General features: G+C 68.3%; 13 protein-coding genes. 7 read left to right on the forward strand and 6 right to left on the reverse strand.

Going from position 1 to position 15,097, the window contains the following annotated elements:
* Positions 1 to 4: 4 nt before the first annotated feature.
* Positions 5 to 1,159 carry a glycosyltransferase family 4 protein gene (locus tag G6N14_RS16465; protein ID WP_085134163.1) on the reverse strand — a complete coding sequence of 385 codons (1,155 nt, stop codon included), beginning with the start codon at positions 1,157 to 1,159 and terminating at the stop codon, positions 5 to 7.
* A 113-nt stretch (positions 1,160 to 1,272) separates the two neighbouring features.
* On the opposite strand from G6N14_RS16465, the gene G6N14_RS16470 reads away from it, so the two are divergent.
* The 3 genes from G6N14_RS16470 to G6N14_RS16480 all read left to right on the forward strand — a co-directional run bounded on the left by G6N14_RS16470 (position 1,273) and on the right by G6N14_RS16480 (position 4,416).
* The gene (locus tag G6N14_RS16470) at positions 1,273 to 2,043 is read left to right on the forward strand and encodes a class I SAM-dependent methyltransferase (RefSeq protein WP_085134164.1); all 771 of its coding nucleotides are present in this window, start codon (positions 1,273 to 1,275) and stop codon (positions 2,041 to 2,043) included.
* Positions 2,044 to 2,097: 54 nt separating this feature from the next.
* Positions 2,098 to 3,579 carry an aldehyde dehydrogenase gene (locus tag G6N14_RS16475; RefSeq protein ID WP_085134165.1) on the forward strand — a complete coding sequence of 494 codons (1,482 nt, stop codon included), beginning with the start codon at positions 2,098 to 2,100 and terminating at the stop codon, positions 3,577 to 3,579.
* A 66-nt stretch (positions 3,580 to 3,645) separates the two neighbouring features.
* Positions 3,646 to 4,416 (forward strand): hypothetical protein, encoded by a 771-nt coding sequence (locus tag G6N14_RS16480; protein WP_085134166.1) that lies wholly within the window; start codon positions 3,646 to 3,648, stop codon positions 4,414 to 4,416.
* 25 nt (positions 4,417 to 4,441) lie between these two features.
* Here G6N14_RS16480 and G6N14_RS16485 read toward each other — a convergent pair whose 3' ends face one another.
* From G6N14_RS16485 to G6N14_RS16495, 3 genes are read right to left on the reverse strand one after another with little or no spacing between them, the layout of a single operon-like run.
* Positions 4,442 to 6,277: an acyl-CoA dehydrogenase gene (locus tag G6N14_RS16485; RefSeq protein ID WP_085134167.1), complete on the reverse strand. Its 1,836-nt coding sequence runs from the start codon at positions 6,275 to 6,277 to the stop codon at positions 4,442 to 4,444.
* Positions 6,278 to 6,328: 51 nt separating this feature from the next.
* The gene (locus G6N14_RS16490) at positions 6,329 to 6,955 is read right to left on the reverse strand and encodes a S1 family peptidase (RefSeq protein WP_085134168.1); all 627 of its coding nucleotides are present in this window, start codon (positions 6,953 to 6,955) and stop codon (positions 6,329 to 6,331) included.
* Complete coding sequence (locus G6N14_RS16495) at positions 6,955 to 7,821, reverse strand: arylamine N-acetyltransferase family protein (protein ID WP_085134169.1); 867 nt, start codon at positions 7,819 to 7,821, stop codon at positions 6,955 to 6,957. Before G6N14_RS16495 ends, G6N14_RS16490 begins: the two co-directional genes overlap by 1 nt.
* 142 nt (positions 7,822 to 7,963) lie before the next feature.
* Between G6N14_RS16495 and G6N14_RS16500 the strand changes: the two genes are divergently transcribed.
* Complete coding sequence (locus G6N14_RS16500; protein ID WP_234808794.1) at positions 7,964 to 8,704, forward strand: 1-acyl-sn-glycerol-3-phosphate acyltransferase; 741 nt, start codon at positions 7,964 to 7,966, stop codon at positions 8,702 to 8,704.
* A 5-nt stretch (positions 8,705 to 8,709) separates the two neighbouring features.
* Positions 8,710 to 10,341, forward strand: coding sequence for an acyl-CoA ligase FadD12 (fadD12, locus tag G6N14_RS16505; RefSeq protein WP_085134170.1), 1,632 nt, complete (start codon positions 8,710 to 8,712; stop codon positions 10,339 to 10,341).
* A 4-nt stretch (positions 10,342 to 10,345) separates the two neighbouring features.
* Here the strand turns inward: fadD12 and G6N14_RS16510 are convergent, their stop codons facing one another.
* Both G6N14_RS16510 and G6N14_RS16515 read right to left on the reverse strand, forming a co-directional pair.
* Positions 10,346 to 11,764, reverse strand: coding sequence for a WS/DGAT/MGAT family O-acyltransferase (locus tag G6N14_RS16510; protein WP_085134171.1), 1,419 nt, complete (start codon positions 11,762 to 11,764; stop codon positions 10,346 to 10,348).
* Between the two features lie 51 nt (positions 11,765 to 11,815).
* On the reverse strand, positions 11,816 to 13,048 hold the full coding sequence (locus G6N14_RS16515; protein ID WP_085134172.1) for an alpha/beta hydrolase: 1,233 nt from the start codon (positions 13,046 to 13,048) through the stop codon (positions 11,816 to 11,818).
* 89 nt (positions 13,049 to 13,137) lie between these two features.
* Between G6N14_RS16515 and G6N14_RS16520 the strand changes: the two genes are divergently transcribed.
* Both G6N14_RS16520 and G6N14_RS16525 read left to right on the forward strand, forming a co-directional pair.
* Positions 13,138 to 14,025, forward strand: a complete 888-nt coding sequence (locus tag G6N14_RS16520; protein ID WP_085134173.1) for an alpha/beta hydrolase — start codon at positions 13,138 to 13,140, stop codon at positions 14,023 to 14,025.
* 3 nt (positions 14,026 to 14,028) lie between these two features.
* Positions 14,029 to 15,096, forward strand: a complete 1,068-nt coding sequence (locus tag G6N14_RS16525) for an acyl-CoA dehydrogenase family protein (protein WP_234808788.1) — start codon at positions 14,029 to 14,031, stop codon at positions 15,094 to 15,096.
* Position 15,097 lies beyond the last annotated feature (1 nt).

The raw sequence follows: 15,097 nt of genomic DNA on the forward strand, positions 1-15,097 counted from the left end.
CTTTTCAGACCACGCCGCTGACGTAGCGACGTTCCTGTACCGCTCTCAATACCGCATGCAGCCCCTCGGCGCTTTGCCCCCAGGAGAATTCGGCACTGCGGGCCTGCGCCTTGGCGCCGAGTTGCTCGCGCAGCACCGCGTCGGCCAGCAATCGCCTGAGTTGCTCGACCAGCCCGTCACGGTCGTCGACCAGCATCCCGGTGACCCCGTCGACTATCGAGTCCGACAACCCGCCGGAGGCCCGGTAGCCGATGGTGGGCACGCCGTGCTGGCCCGCTTCGATGACCGCCAACCCCCAACCCTCCTTGCGGGAGGGCAGGACATGGACCCAGGCCCGTTGCACCAGTTCGTGCTTGGTGACCTCATCGACATGGCCATGGAAGGTCACCACGTCGGTGATCTCGAGCTCCGCGGCGTACTGCACCAGCCGGTCTGCCCACCACCCCCCGCCGATGACGTCGAGGTGCAGGTCCGGGATACGGGCGCGCAGCGCCGCCACGGCCTCCAACGCATCCTCGATCTGCTTGTGCGGAACCAGGCGCGACAACACCACCACCCGCGGCGCCGGCGAGCGCGGGTGTGTCAGCGTGGCGGGCGGCGCCTCGTCGAGGCCGTTGCGCACCACCGCGATGCGCTCGGCGCCCACACCCAGTTCGACCAGGTCGCGCAGCGACGGCAACGACACCGTCACGTACTGATTGCGCCGGTTGAGCCACGGCGACAGCCTCGACTCGACCATCCAGCCGATCCGGCTCAGCACCGGCCCGGCTACCGGCCACTGTTCGCGGTGGCAGTGATGCACCAGCATCGCGACCCGGCGTCCGTAGATGAGGCGCGCCAAAAAGGGCAGCCCGTTCTGGGTGTCGATCACCACGTCGGGCCGCACGCCCCGCAGAGGACCCAGGCCGACGCGAGCCGCCGCCATCACGGCCAACGCCCAGAGGTACACCGTGTACGGGCCGCCCCGGCGGCTGATGCGCACCCCGTCGACGACCTCGTGCTTGGGCGCCCCGGGATAGTGGGCGGTACGCAGGGTGACCGCCACGCCGGCAGCGGCCAGCTCGGCACCGATGCGCTGCAGGTAGGTCTCACTGCCGCCGCCCTGCGGATGCCCGGTGTCACGCCAGCACAGCAGCAGGACCGACCGCACAGCAGACACGCCGACCAGCGTAGTCGGCCCGCTCGCCGCGTCCCGCCGAATATGCGGGCAGGAGGGCGGGGGCGGACCGGTGGGCGCCGGGGTCGGGCGGTGGCGGGGCCTACGCTGGCCCGGTGGCTGCCACCGACCTGTTCGCGCGACACGCGACGCTGGGCCGTTCGGTGCGCCTGCTTTCCCAGTTCCGCTACGAGCAGACCGCACCGGCACGGTTCTACGGTGCGCTGGCCACAGACACCGCGGCCATGGTCGCCGAGCTGTGGCGGGGGGTCCACGGCGACGAGCCGGCCGGAAAGACACTGCTCGACGTCGGGGGCGGACCGGGCTACTTCGCCAGCGCGTTCGCCGGCGCCGGGTTGCGTTACATCGGCGTGGAACCCGACCCCGGGGAAGTCCACGCCATGCATGCCGCACGGGCCGCGTCTTCCCCGGGCAGGTTCGTGCGGGCCTCCGGGATGGCCCTGCCGTTCGCGGATGCCAGCGTGGACATCTGCCTGTCCTCCAACGTCGCCGAGCATGTGCCGCGGCCCTGGCGACTCGGCAATGAGATGCTGCGGGTCACCCGGCCAGGCGGCCTGGCGGTGCTCTCCTACACCGTGTGGCTGGGTCCGTTCGGCGGCCACGAAATGGGGCTCAGTCACTATCTGGGCGGGCACCGGGCCGCCCGGCGCTATACCCGCCGGCACGGCCACCCGCCGAAGAACAACTACGGCTCGTCATTGTTCGCGGTGTCGGCCGCCGCGGGGCTGGACTGGGCCCGCCACACCGGCACATTGGTGGCGGCTTTCCCCCGTTATCACCCGCGATGGGCGTGGCCCATGACGAAGGCGCCGGGCATTCGCGAGTTCGGCGTGAGCAACCTGGTGCTGGTACTGCGACCGAACTGAACGATTGACTGCAACGTGTTCTAATCAGTGCGCCGGCTAGGTAGGGTGGCGCCCATGACCGACTCCAGCATCACCGAATACGACACCCTCTTCATCGGCGGCAAGTGGACCGCCCCGTCCACCGATCAGGTGATCGAGGTTCGCAGCCCGGCCACCGGCGAGTATGTCGGCAAGGTGCCGCTGGCGGCCAAGGCGGACGTTGACAACGCAGTCGCGGCGGCGCGTCGCGCGTTCGACTCCGGCCCGTGGCCGTCGACCCCGCCGGCCGAACGCGCTGCCGTGATCGTCGCCGCAATCAAGCTCATGGAAGAGCGCAAGGACCAGTTCACCCGCCTGTTGGGCGCCGAGACCGGCCAGCCCCCCATGAGTGTCGAGACCATGCACTGGATGAGCTCGCTGGGCGCCCTGAACTTCTTCGCCGGTCCCGCCGTGGACGAGGTCAGCTGGGAAGAGGTTCGCACCGGCGCCTACGGTCAGACGATTGTGCGCCGCGAGCCGATCGGGGTGGTCGGTGCGATCGTCGCGTGGAACGTGCCGCTGTTCCTTGCGGTCAACAAGCTGGGTCCGGCCCTGCTGGCCGGCTGCACGGTGGTGCTCAAGCCGGCTGCCGAGACGCCGTTCAGCGCGAACCTGCTGGCGCAGACGTTCGCCGACGCGGGTCTGCCCGAAGGTGTGCTGTCGGTGGTGCCGGGCGGCGCCGAGACAGGTCAGGCGCTGACCTCCAACCCGGACGTGGACATCTTCTCCTTCACCGGCAGCTCGGCGGTCGGCAAGGAGATCGGCAAGCGCGCCGCGGAACTGCTCAAGCCGTGCACGCTGGAACTGGGCGGAAAGTCGGCGTCCATCGTGCTCGAGGACGTCGACCTGGCATCGGCGATCCCGATGCTGGTGTTCTCCGGGATCATGAACACCGGGCAGGCGTGCGTTGCCCAAACCCGCATCCTGGCGCCGCGGTCTCGCTACGAGGAAGTCGTCGAGGCCGTCAAGAACTTCGTCGCCGCGCTGCCGGTCGGTCTGCCGGACGACCCGGCCGCCCAGATCGGTGCGCTGATCAGCGAAAAGCAGCGGGAGCGCGTGGAGGGCTACATCGCCAAGGGCATCGAGGAGGGGGCGCGGCTGGTCTGCGGCGGCTCACGCCCCACGGGGCGCGAGGAGCTGGCCTCCGGCTTCTTCGTCGAGCCGACCGTCTTCGCCGACGTGGACAACTCCATGACCATCGCCCAGGAGGAGATCTTCGGACCGGTGCTGTCGATCATCGCCTACGACACCGAGGACGACGCGGTCGCGATCGCCAACGACTCGGTGTACGGACTCGCCGGCAGCGTGTGGACCTCCAACGTCGAGCGCGGGATCGAGATCGCCAAGAAGATCCGCACCGGGACGTACGGAATCAACTGGTACGCCTTCGACCCGTGCTGCCCCTTCGGCGGTTACAAGAACTCCGGGATCGGCCGGGAGAACGGCAAAGAGGGTGTCGAGCACTTCACCCAGCAGAAGAGCGTGCTGATGCCGATGGGCTACACCCTGGACGCCTGATCCGGCGCCGGCCCGCCCGGGTTCACCTGCTGTTGCTACAACGGTAAGCCCCTATACTGCCGTTCTGTGGGCGTGCTGTCGCGGTTTGCACCATGGGGGCTGTACTGGGTGCTGGTGGGAAATGCTCCGCCGGTGATCGCCGCGGCGGTGGCGCTGGCCGCAGCGTTGGCCGCCGCGGCCACCGGTCGTGAGCCGTCGCTACGGGTCCTGGCGGGCGGGGCCCTGGCGACGTTCACACTGCTGGCAGTGCTGCCGTGGGGATTTGCCGCAACACGCAGCTGGCTGCTGCCGTTGAGTTTCGCCGGCCTGCTCGGGACGCTGCTCACCGGCGTCGCCCTGCGCAGATCCGCGGTGGAAGCCGTCGTCACGGCCGACGTGGCGGCGCCGGTGGCGCAATCCGAGCTGTTCGCGCCCCTGGTGAAGCGGATGACGTGGGGCTGGCTGGGTGTGCTCGCGGCGATGACGGTCTGCGCGGCGGTGCCCCCGATCGCACTGGCCGATGCCGCCGTGCGCCAACCGCACGATCCGCTGATCTATCTGTGCCACTGGGTGATTCCGTTTGGGATTCTCAGTGCGGCGGCGATCGGGTCGCGCCTCCTGACCGACCGGATGACCGCCGGGTTCGGCGATGCGGTGCGTAAGACGAGCTTCGTCGCCTTCATCGACCTGGAGATCGACCAGCTGTATTACCTTGCCGCCGAACACGCCAACCGCGAGGTCGGCCCCGGCGAGGAGGCCTACAACGTCACCGTCGGCACCAAGGGGACACCGTTGGTCGGTGACGAGACCCGCGTGTCGTGGCCGTCGACCTACAAGGTGCGCCAACGGCGCGGCTGAACCCCGGCCGCGCTGACCGATCGCTTCAGAAGGCTTCCTCGGGCAGGTCCATGAGTGCGAGGTCCTCGGTCTCCACGATGCGTCGATCCACCCCGAGGCGGGGTAACACGTTGACGGCGAAGAACTTTGCCGCACCCACTTTCCCCTGGTAGAAGTGCGCGTGCTCGCCGGAGGCCCCGTGGTCGAGGGCAGTCAGGGCGACCTCGGCCTGGCGCAACAGCAGCCACCCGATCACCAGGTCGCCGACTGCCAGCAGGAATCGCACCGAACCCAGGCCCACCCGGTAGAGCTCGCGGGCCTGCTGCTGCGAGCCGAACATGTATCCGGTCATGGCGGTCACCATGGCCCGCGTGTCATCGAGCGCGACGGCCAGCTGCTTTCGGGATTCGGTCAGTTCCTCTCGGCCGTCGGCACTGTCGAGGAATTCCTCGATCTGAGCGATCAGGTGAGCCAGGGCCACACCGCGATCGCGGGCGATCTTGCGGAAGAAGAAGTCCTGGGCCTGGATGGCGGTGGTGCCCTCGTAGAGCGAGTCGATCTTCGCGTCCCGGATGTACTGTTCGATCGGATAGTCCTGCAGGAAACCGGAACCACCGAAAGTCTGCAGTGCATCGGTCAGATACTGGTAGGCCCGTTCGGATCCGACGCCCTTGACGATCGGTAGCAGCAAGTCGTTGACTCGTGCTGCCATCTCGGCGTCGGCGCCCGAAACCTGCAACGCCACCTCATCGTTCTGGTGCGCCGCGGTGTAGAGGTACAGGGCCCGCATCCCCTCGGCGTAGATCTTCTGCATCATCAGAGCACGCCGCACATCCGGGTGGTGGATGATCGTCACCCGCGGCGCGGTCTTGTCGGTCATCTGCGTCATGTCCGCACCCTGAATACGGGTTTTGGCGTATTCCAGCGCATTGAGATATCCGGTGGACAGCGTAGCGATTGCCTTGGTACCCACCATCATTCGCGCGTACTCGATGACATGGAACATCTGCGCTATGCCGTTGCGGGTGTCTCCGACCAACCAGCCTTTCGCCGGGACGCCGTGCTGGCCGAAGGTCAGCTCGCAGGTGGTCGAAACCTTCAGTCCCATCTTGTGTTCCAGTCCGGTGACGAACACCCCGTTACGCTCGCCGGGTTCCCCGGTCTGGGGATCGGGCAGGAATTTCGGCACCAGGAACAGGCTCAGCCCCTTGGTACCCGGCCCGGCGCCCTCGGGACGGGCCAGGGTCATATGCATGATGTTCTCGAACATGTCGTCGGTGTCGCCGTTGGTGATGAACCGCTTCACCCCGTCGATATGCCAACTGCCGTCGGGCTGCTCGACGGCCTTGGTGCGGCCCGCACCGACATCGGAGCCGGCGTCCGGTTCGGTGAGAACCATGGTGGCGGCCCAGTTCCGGTCGACCACCATCGACGCCCAGTGCCGTTGCTGCTCGTTGCCCAGGTCGTAGAGGATGTTGGCGAAGATCGGACCGGCCATGAACATGAACACGGCGGGGTTGGCGCCCAACGCCAGTTCGTTGATCGCCCAGGACACCATCGATGGCGCCGGCACCCCACCGACTTCCTCGCGCAGGCCGATGCGGAACCATTCGCCCTCCCGCCAGGCCCGCAACGACTCCTTGAAGGGTTCCGGCAGCGACACGCTGTGCGTGGCCGGGTCGAACACCGGCGGGTGACGGTCGCTGTCGGCGAATGACGCCGCCACGGGCCCCTCGGCCAGCCGGGCGGCTTCTGACAGCATCTGGCGGACGGTGTCGCCGTCGAGATCGCCGAACGCGTCGCCGGCCAGGCATTTCTCCAGGTCGAGCATCTCGAAGAGGTTGAATTCCAGGTCGCGCACATTGCTCTTGTAGTGACCCATAGCTCCAGAATGCACCTGCAGGCGCGCAGGCCGGGTGGAATTGGGCAGCTTCTAACGCACTACGTGTAATCCCCACTGGCGAAGGAATGGGTCCAGCAGGACGAAGTCGGTGGAGTAGTCGTCGTCCACCGGTCCGCCCATCAGCAGACCGACCGCGCTGACGGTGCCGTCCGGGTTGACCACATAACCGGGACTGCCGCTGTCGCCGATGGTGCTGTATACATCCGTCTCCACAAGGTTGCCGATGATGGCGCTGACAGGACCGCAGGTTTCACCGGTCTGGGCACCGATCTTGCAGATCGTCATCCCTACGTGAATCTGGTCGGCGGTCAGCACGTTGGCCACCAGGTAACGGCCGGCGATTTTGGGGTTAGGTCGACCGGCCGCCGGGTCGAGCCGGATGATGGCGGCGTCGCGGTCCTCGCCGTTGTCTTCGCTCGCGGTGATACGTCCCAGCGGCGTCTCGAAGGCGTCGGTCCATTCCGACCCGTCGTGCGAGTCGCAGTGACCGCTGGTCAGCAGGTAATAGTCACCCTCGTCGTTTTGGGTGACGAAACCCGCTGTGCAGCTGCTGTTGTCGTCCAGCAGTTCGATGCCCGGCATCGGGGCGGCCGAGGCCACACCGGCCAACGCCAATCCCGCCCACGCCACCGCGCCCGCCGCTACGAACCTCGCCATCAGGTGTCCAACACCGCGGCCACGGTGGCTTCGATGTCGCCCAGTCCGGTCAGATCGATACCGAAGCGTTCGCTCAGCGCGGCACACACCTGTGCGGCGTCGCTGAACCTGACCCGCTCGGTACCGCCGCCGGCGTGGACGGCCAGGTTGCGCCCCCGCAGGTTCCAGCGCGCGTCATCGGTGACCAGTGCCGCGCTGAGGCCGACGACGAAGTTCGACTCGGGGTAGGTGGACACGTACCAGCTGCCCACCTGCATGTCGATCAGTGGCCTCGGCTGCATCGCCAGGACATACAGCGGCCGCCAGCGCTGGCCGATCATGGTCTCCAACACGTATTCGGCACCGTGTTCGCGCAGCCGAAACGGCTCATGGGAGGTCTGCTGGACGGCATCGGGGACCAGGGGGATCGGGGCCGTCGGCGTCTGTCCGCCGAAGCCGACGTCGACCAGATACCGCTGATCCGAGCCGGGGATGGTCACCGCCAGAGCCTGGTGGGTCTGGGGGCGCGGCGGGCCGTCCAACCCTTCGGGTGTCATCCACACCACCCGTGCGGCCAACCGCTGGGGGGCGAACCCGAGCTCGTCGAGCACCTCGAACATCAGGTTGTTGTGCTCGTAGCAGTAGCCGCCCCGCGCCCGGGTCACCAGCTTGGCGGTCAGCGCCGCTGCGCTGAGGTCGACCACCGGGACACCGGTCAACGGGTCGAGATTCTCGAACGGGATGCGTCGGACATGTGCGGCCACCAGGGCGGCCAGGGTCTCCAACGTCGGCTCGGTTGCACCGCGGTAGGAGACACGGTCGAAGTACGCCTGCAGGTTGATACGGAACTCCCCTCGGGGGCCGGACAGTGCGCTGATGTTATCCATTCGCGGGTCAGAGCCGGTAGCATGGGCAAAACTAGAACACGTTCCAATTAAGGGGGTCGGGGTGGACACGCCGGACAACGACTGGTCGCACGACTCTGCCAGGCCTGTCACGAAATGGGATCCGGGCCTGACCGAACGCGTCATGGGTCTGCTGCGGCCGTTCATCAAGGGCTATCACCGCGCCGAGATACGGGGCTTGGAGTCGTTCCCCAACGGCGGCGCCCTGGTGGTCTCGAACCATTCCGGCGGCCTGTTCCCGATGGACGTGCCGGTGTTCGCCACCGGGTTCTACGACACCTTCGGCTATGAGCGTCCGGTGTACACGCTGAGCCATGACCTGATCTTCACCGGGTACACCGCCGACTTCTTCCGCAAGACCGGCTTCATCCCGGCAAACCATGCCAACGCCGACGAAGCCCTGCGCTCCGGTGGTGTGGTGGTGGTCTTCCCGGGCGGTGACTACGACGTCTACCGGCCCACCCTGGCTGAGAACACGGTCGACTTCGGCGGGCGCAAAGGCTATATCCGCGCTGCGATCAACGCCGGAGTGCCCCTTGTGCCGACCGTCGCGATCGGCGGCCAGGAAAGCCAGCTCTACCTGTCGCGCGGCACCGGGCTGGCCAAGGCCCTGCGGCTGGACAAGCTGATGCGGGTCAAGATTCTGCCGATCTCGTTCGGTTTCCCCTTCGGTCTTTCCGCGGTGTTGCCGGTCAATGTGCCGCTGCCCACCAAGATCGTCATGCAGGTGTGTGAGCCGATCGACATTGTCGCCGAGTTCGGACAGGACCCGGACATCGACGTCGTCGACGCCTATGTGCGTGCCGTCATGCAAGACGCGCTGGATCGGCTCGCCCGCGAGCGCCGTCTCCCGATCCTGGGCTGACCGGTATGGCCCCGTTGGACTCTCTGAACCGGGTCGGCTCGATGCTGGCCACTTTCACCCGCGTCGGGCTGCTGGCGCCGATGCGCCCCGACAAGTACGTCCGGATCGCCGCCGCGGCCGTCCGCGAGGGCGGCACCACCACCACCGGAATCGCCATGGCGGCCCAACGGTGCGGTGACCGGCCGGCGGTCATCGACGAGCGCGGCATGTGCACCTACGCCGAACTCGACCGGCGCTGCGACGCGCTGGCCGTCGGCCTGCGCGGGCTGGGGGGCCAGCCGCCGCGAGCGGTCGCGCTGATGTGCCGTAACCATCGCGGGTTCATCGAGGCGCTGGCGGCCGCCAACCGGATCGGCGCCGACGTACTGCTGCTCAATACCAGTTTCGCCGGGCCCGCCCTGGCTGAAGTCGTCGCCCGCGAGAACGTGGACCTGATCGTCTACGACGAAGAGTTCACCCCGGCAGTGGATCTGGCCGTTCCCGCCGACTCGGGTTGCACACGGGTGGTGAGCTGGGCCGATGGCGCGATCGCCGGATTGACCACCGACGAGCTGATCGACGCGAACGCCGGACGCCGGCCGGCAAAGCCATCCCGCTCGGGCAAACTGGTGATGCTCACCTCTGGAACCACCGGCACACCCAAGGGGGCGCGCCGCTCCGGTCGCGGCGGTGGCGGCGTCGCCGACCTGCAGGCCATCTTCGACCGGATCCCCTGGCACACCGAGGAAGCCGTGGTCATCGCCGCCCCGATGTTCCACGCCTGGGGGTTCTCCCAGCTGGCATTGGCGCTGACCATGGCCTGCACGATCGTCACCCGCCGCAAGTTCGATCCCGAGGCCACTCTGGCGTTGATCGAGCGGCATCAGGCGACCGGGCTGTGTGTGGTACCGGTGATGTTCGACCGGATCATGGCACTGCCCGACGAAGTTCGCGCCCAATACCCTTGCAGGTCACTGCGCTTCGCCACAGCATCCGGTTCGCGGATGCGGCCCGACGTGGTGACGGCGTTCATGGACGCCTTCGGCGACGTGGTTTACAACAACTACAACGCGACCGAGGCCGGCATGATCGCGCTGGCCACCCCGCAAGACCTGCGGCACTGTCCCGACACCGCCGGACGGCCCGCGCCGGGCACCGAGATCCGGATTCTGGACGGCGAACTCGCCGAAATCCCGCCGGGATCGACCGGGCAGATCTTCGTTCGCAACTCCTCGCAGTTCGACGGCTACACCGGCGGGGAGTCCAAGATGTTCCACGACGGATTCATGGCATCCGGCGACCTGGGCTACATCGACGACGCCGGAAGGCTGTTCGTGGTGGGCCGAGACGACGAGATGATCGTCTCCGGCGGCGAGAACGTCTATCCGATCGAGACCGAGAAGGCCCTGACCAACCATCCCGCCGTGGCCGAGGCCGCCGTCCTGGGTGTCGACGACGCCGAATACGGGCAGCGCCTGGTGGCCTTCGTGGTGCTGGAGCCCGGCGCCGCGGCCTCGGTTGAGGAACTCAAACAGCACGTCCGCGACAACCTGGCCGGGTACAAGGTTCCGCGGGCCATCACCATCATGGACGCGTTGCCGCGCAACAACACCGGCAAGGTCGTGCGTCGCGAGCTGCAAGCCCTCGCCGCCGACTAGGCCCCTAGGCCGGGGCCATCGCCGTCTCTACCGTGGTCAGCTGCTCGGAAAGTCCTGCTGCACGGCGTATCTCGATGAACTCATCGACCAGCGCGGTGGTCACCTCGTGCGGATCCTCAAAGGTGACCGCATCGGTCAACACCGAGATGTTGAGCTGATCCACATAGCTCCACACGGTGATGTTCAAGCCGCTGCCGGCGGTCAACGGACCCACCGAGTAGATCTCGGTGACCAGGGCACCGCCCACCCTGCCCCGCTCCCGCGGTCCGGGGACGTTGGAGATGTTGAGGTTGAGCACCTTGTTCTGGCCGTCCTTGCCCGACAGCCAGCGAAACAGCGACTCCGCCGGAGCCGGTGGCAGGTAGGCCGACCACCTACTGATCAGCTCGGGCCCCACCAGGTGGTGGGCCTCCTTGGCCAGGTTCGCCGCCTCTCGGGCCTTGGCGACCCGATCGCGGACGTCAGCCACCTCGACGGGCAACGCGACCAGCACCCCGGAGAACCGGTTACCGGAGATCCGGTCGGCCGAGAAGTCGAAGCTCATCGGCACCGACGCCAGCAGCGGGTGCTCCGCGGTCCCGTCGTAGCGCAGCAGCAGGGTGCGCAGCGCTCCGGCGGCGATCGCCAGCACCAGGTCATTGAGGGTGACACCCAACTGCTTGCTGGTCTCCTTGATGTCGGCCAGTGCCAGGGTGGCCGTGGCGAATCGGCGTTGCGGGGTCAGTACGTGGTTGAGGAAGCACGGCGGCGGGGTGAACGGCCGGGTGAGATCGGCGGAGAGTCTGCGGGTGCTGCCCCGGACCCGGCGGATTCCGGCCGCGGTATAGGCAACGGTCGCCGGGATCCGGCCGATCTGCCGGAGATGGTCGCGGAACGCCGAGCGCACCAACTGCCCGCCGGTCGGGGCGGGATCGGTCTCGTAGGTGTCGCTCTCGGGCTGCGGGTCGGTGACCAGGTCCATGCCACGCGCCATCAGATTCGCCGACGCGATCCCATCGGCGAGCGCGTGGTGGATCTTGCCGACCACCGCGATCCGGTTGTTCGCCAGGCCGTCGACGAAGTACATCTCCCACAGCGGCCGGCTGCGATCCAGAGCAGTGCTGCCGATCTCGCCGATCGCCTCGTCGAGTTCGCGACGGCCGCCCGGCGCGGGCAGCGACCACTGGCGGATGTGATAGGCCAGGTCGACTTCGCAGTTCTCCCGCCACATCGGGTGGTGGAATTTTCCGGGGATGTCCACCAGCTGATACCGAAACGGGTCCAGCTTGTAGAGCCGGCCATGGATCACCCGGCGGAAGGCCTCGACGTCGAACCCCCGCCGATCGGCATCCAGCTCGATCACCGCGATCTTGAGGGTGTGCATGTGCACGTTCGCCGTCTCGCTGTAGAGCAGGAGCGCATCCCACCCGCTGAGCCGCTTCACCCCAGTCCCCTCTCCATGCACGGACCATAGCGTGGTGTCACGGCTGCGGCTTCAGATGATCTGTCTGCGCCCGACTGTAGTGCGGTCGCGATGAATCTGGTTGAGGAACAAGCCGATTGCCGTACTCATCGCGCCGGTGCGGGCCCCGTCGGTCATATCGAAGCCGTGTCCGGCTCCCGGAAACTCCAGATACCCGACCTTGGCGTGCGACACCGCCTGTAGGCGGTCGGCGAAGCTACGGGCCTGCTGTACCGGGATGACGCTGTCGGCGCTGCCGTGCACGATCAAGAACGGCGGCGCATCCCGATGGACCCGGGAGATCGGGGACGCCTGCCGGAAGACGTCGGGCCGGCGCCGCATCGACCGGCCCACCACCACCCGCTCCAGGAAGTCGACGAACGCGGCCCGTTCCGGGGTGGAGCGGTCTTCCCAGTCGTAGCGGCCGTAGATCCCCACCACGGCATCCACCGAAGTGTCAGCGCCCGGCGGCAGCTGGTCGGCGAAGTCACGGTCGCCGGCAGTGCTTCCGGTCAGCCCAGCCAGAGCGGCCAGATGCCCGCCGGCAGAGGCGCCTGCCACGGCTACGAAGTTGCGGTCGCCGCCGAACTTGTCGACGTTGGCGTGCGCCCAGGCGATCGCGGTCTTGACGTCGATGATGTGGCTGGGCCACCGGTTGTGCGGCGCCACCCGGTAATCGATGGATAGGCACACCCAGCCGCGCGAGGCCAGGTGCGACAGCATCGCGTAGCCCTGCAGCATGCGGCTGCCGTGCACCCAGGCACCGCCGGGCACATAGATGAGCACCGGCGCTGGGCCGTCCGCCAGGTCGCGGGACCGCCAGACGTCGAGGACCTGCGTGGGATCGCTGCCGTACTGCACGCCGGAGCGGTAGAGCTGCCGGCGGTGCTGCAGCGCCTTCCAGACCGGCGGCGCCTGCTCGGGCTCGGGCCAGTCGATGTCGAGATCGGCTGCGCTGACGACTCCCCGCAACGCCGCGTCGCTGACCACAGGGGTCTGCTCGCGGGCCTGCCTGCGGGCGGTGGCGGCCCCGGGGGCCAGCCAGGACTTGGCGGCGCCGGCGAAGAACTCCGGCATGTGACGCGTTCCCCAGATCCCCATCGCGGTCATCCCGCCCAGCGGTTCCAGGCGCTTGCCCACCACCGGCAGGGCGGCGGAGGCGGCGCTGAGGGCCAGCAGGTAGTCGCTGGTCTGCGCTCTCGCAAGCCACCGCAGTCGGCCGGCCAGGTTGAGTCCGAACTCCCGGGTTTGCGATGGTCCCGCCATTGCCGCAGGGTACCCCGCGCGGGCGGCTTTGGGCCCGCAATCGGCGGGCTGGTGGCCGAACCGCTCCGGCCCCCCGCGATACTGAGCCGATGGTGAGCAGCGGGTTCCACCCAGATCTGCGGCGCGCCGCCCGCGTACTCCCGCGCGGCGGTATCGGGCCGGCCACCCTGCCCGTGATGCGAGGGCTCATGGGCCTGCAGGGCCGTCGTACGCCCGCTGGCGTCGAGGTGCTCGACCTGCCCTCGGGCGCCAATCTCCGGGTCTTTCGCCCGCCGAACGCCGATCCGGCTCCGGCGCTGCTGTGGATTCACGGCGGGGGCTATGTCCTGGGCCAGGCGGCTCAGGACGACCGGCTCTGCCGCAGGTTCAGCGCGCAACTGGGCGCCGCCGTCGCGTCGGTGGACTACCGCTTGGCGCCGCAGCACCCCTACCCCGCCGCGCTGGAGGACTGCTGGGCCGCGCTGACCCGACTGGCCGCGCTGCCCGGCGTCGATCCGGCGCGCATCGCGATCGGGGGCGCCAGTGCCGGCGGCGGGCTGGCCGCCGCCCTTGCCCAGCTGGCGGCCGACCGCGGTGAAGTCGCCCCCGTGCTGCAGCTGCTGGTGTATCCGATGCTCGACGATCGCAGCGCCACCTTGCCGGCCCATCGCCACTACCGGCTGTGGAGTCCTCGCAGCAACCGGTTCGGCTGGACGTCCTATCTGGGCGACGCCGAACCCCAGATGGCGGTGCCGGCCCGGCGCGCCGACCTGAGCGGGCTGGCCCCGGCCTGGATCGGGGTGGGCACCCTGGATCTGTTCTATGACGAGGACCTGGCCTACGCTGGGCGACTGCGGCAAGCCGGGGTGCCCTGCGACGTCGAGACGGTGTCCGGCGCATTCCACGGTTTCGACCTGTTGATGCCCAAGGCGCCGGTCTCGCAGAAGTTCTTTGCCAGCCAATGCGCGAGCTTGCGCGACGCCTACGAGAAAGGCTGAGAAGTGCCTGCACCCACCCGGGACGAACTGCGTGCCCTGCGCACCGCGGTCGCAGAGCTGATGGCCAAACGCTCGCCCGACGACGACGTCTGGAGCGAGCTGGCTCAGATGGGCCTACTCGGTCTGCTGGTGCCCGAACAGTACGGCGGCGCCGGGGCCGGACTGATCGAGCTGGGCGTGGTTGCCGAGGAGCTCGGCCGCGTCCTTTTCCCGGGCCCGTATCTGTCCACCGCGGTACTCGGAGTCAATCTGCTGCTGGCGCTCGACGACCGGCAGGAGTGCGAGGCGGTGCTGCCGGAGATCGCCGCCGGCCGCACGCGAGTCGCGGTCGCCTTCGCCGAGGGCAACTCCACCCGGCCCCCCGAGCAGCCGGCCACCGCGGCCCGCGGTGGGGCGGCGCCGGTGGTTTCCGGCGAGAAGCGGTTCGTGCTCAACGCCGGCACCGCCCAGCGGCTCTACGTGATGGCCGACTCCGAGGAAGGCCCCTCGATCTTCGCCGTCGACCCGGCCGGCCCGGGCGTCACGGTGGAACCGCTGACCACGGTCGATCTGTCCCGTCGGCTGTGTCGCGTCCGGTTCGACGAGGCCCCGGCGACGCTGGTGGGCCCGGCTGGCCAGGGAGTCGCCGCGTTGACCGCGGCGCTGGATCGCTCGGCGGTGGCGCTGCTGGGCGAGCAGGCCGGCGCTGCCCGGTCCGCGATGGAGATGGCCCGCGACTACGCCAAGACCCGCTTCCAGTTCGGCCGCGCCATCGGCAGCTTCCAGGCCGTCAAGCACATGTGCGCCGACATGTTGCTGGAGGCTGAATCTGCGGTGTCGGCAGCTCGCCATGTGGCCGCGGCCGGCGCCCAGGAAGCGCCGGGCTGGACCGCTGACCTCGCGCTGGCTCAGGCCTACTGTTCGGATGCCTTCGTCTACGTGGGTGCCACCAACATTCAGGTGCACGGCGGAATCGGATTCACCTGGGAGCACCCCGCGCATCGGTATCTGCGCCGGGCGCGCAGTGATGCACAGCTTTTCGGCAGCCCCTCCTGGCACCGGGAGCGTTACCTGCAAGAGATCGGAGCCTGAG

The sequence above is a fragment of the Mycolicibacter hiberniae genome (genome assembly GCF_010729485.1).
Lineage (GTDB): Bacteria > Actinomycetota > Actinomycetes > Mycobacteriales > Mycobacteriaceae > Mycobacterium > Mycobacterium hiberniae.

What these genes read in the sequence shown, in the direction of transcription:
- G6N14_RS16475 (WP_085134165.1), top strand. Translation starts at nt 2,098, where the DNA reads ATGACCGACTCCAGCATCACCGAATACGACACCCTCTTCATCGGCGGC.
- G6N14_RS16485 (WP_085134167.1), bottom strand. Translation starts at nt 6,277, where the DNA reads ATGGGTCACTACAAGAGCAATGTGCGCGACCTGGAATTCAACCTCTTC.
- G6N14_RS16490 (WP_085134168.1), bottom strand. Translation starts at nt 6,955, where the DNA reads ATGGCGAGGTTCGTAGCGGCGGGCGCGGTGGCGTGGGCGGGATTGGCG.
- G6N14_RS16495 (WP_085134169.1), bottom strand. Translation starts at nt 7,821, where the DNA reads ATGGATAACATCAGCGCACTGTCCGGCCCCCGAGGGGAGTTCCGTATC.
- G6N14_RS16500 (WP_234808794.1), top strand. Translation starts at nt 7,964, where the DNA reads ATGGGTCTGCTGCGGCCGTTCATCAAGGGCTATCACCGCGCCGAGATA.
- fadD12 (WP_085134170.1), top strand. Translation starts at nt 8,710, where the DNA reads ATGGCCCCGTTGGACTCTCTGAACCGGGTCGGCTCGATGCTGGCCACT.
- G6N14_RS16515 (WP_085134172.1), bottom strand. Translation starts at nt 13,048, where the DNA reads ATGGCGGGACCATCGCAAACCCGGGAGTTCGGACTCAACCTGGCCGGC.
- G6N14_RS16520 (WP_085134173.1), top strand. Translation starts at nt 13,138, where the DNA reads ATGGTGAGCAGCGGGTTCCACCCAGATCTGCGGCGCGCCGCCCGCGTA.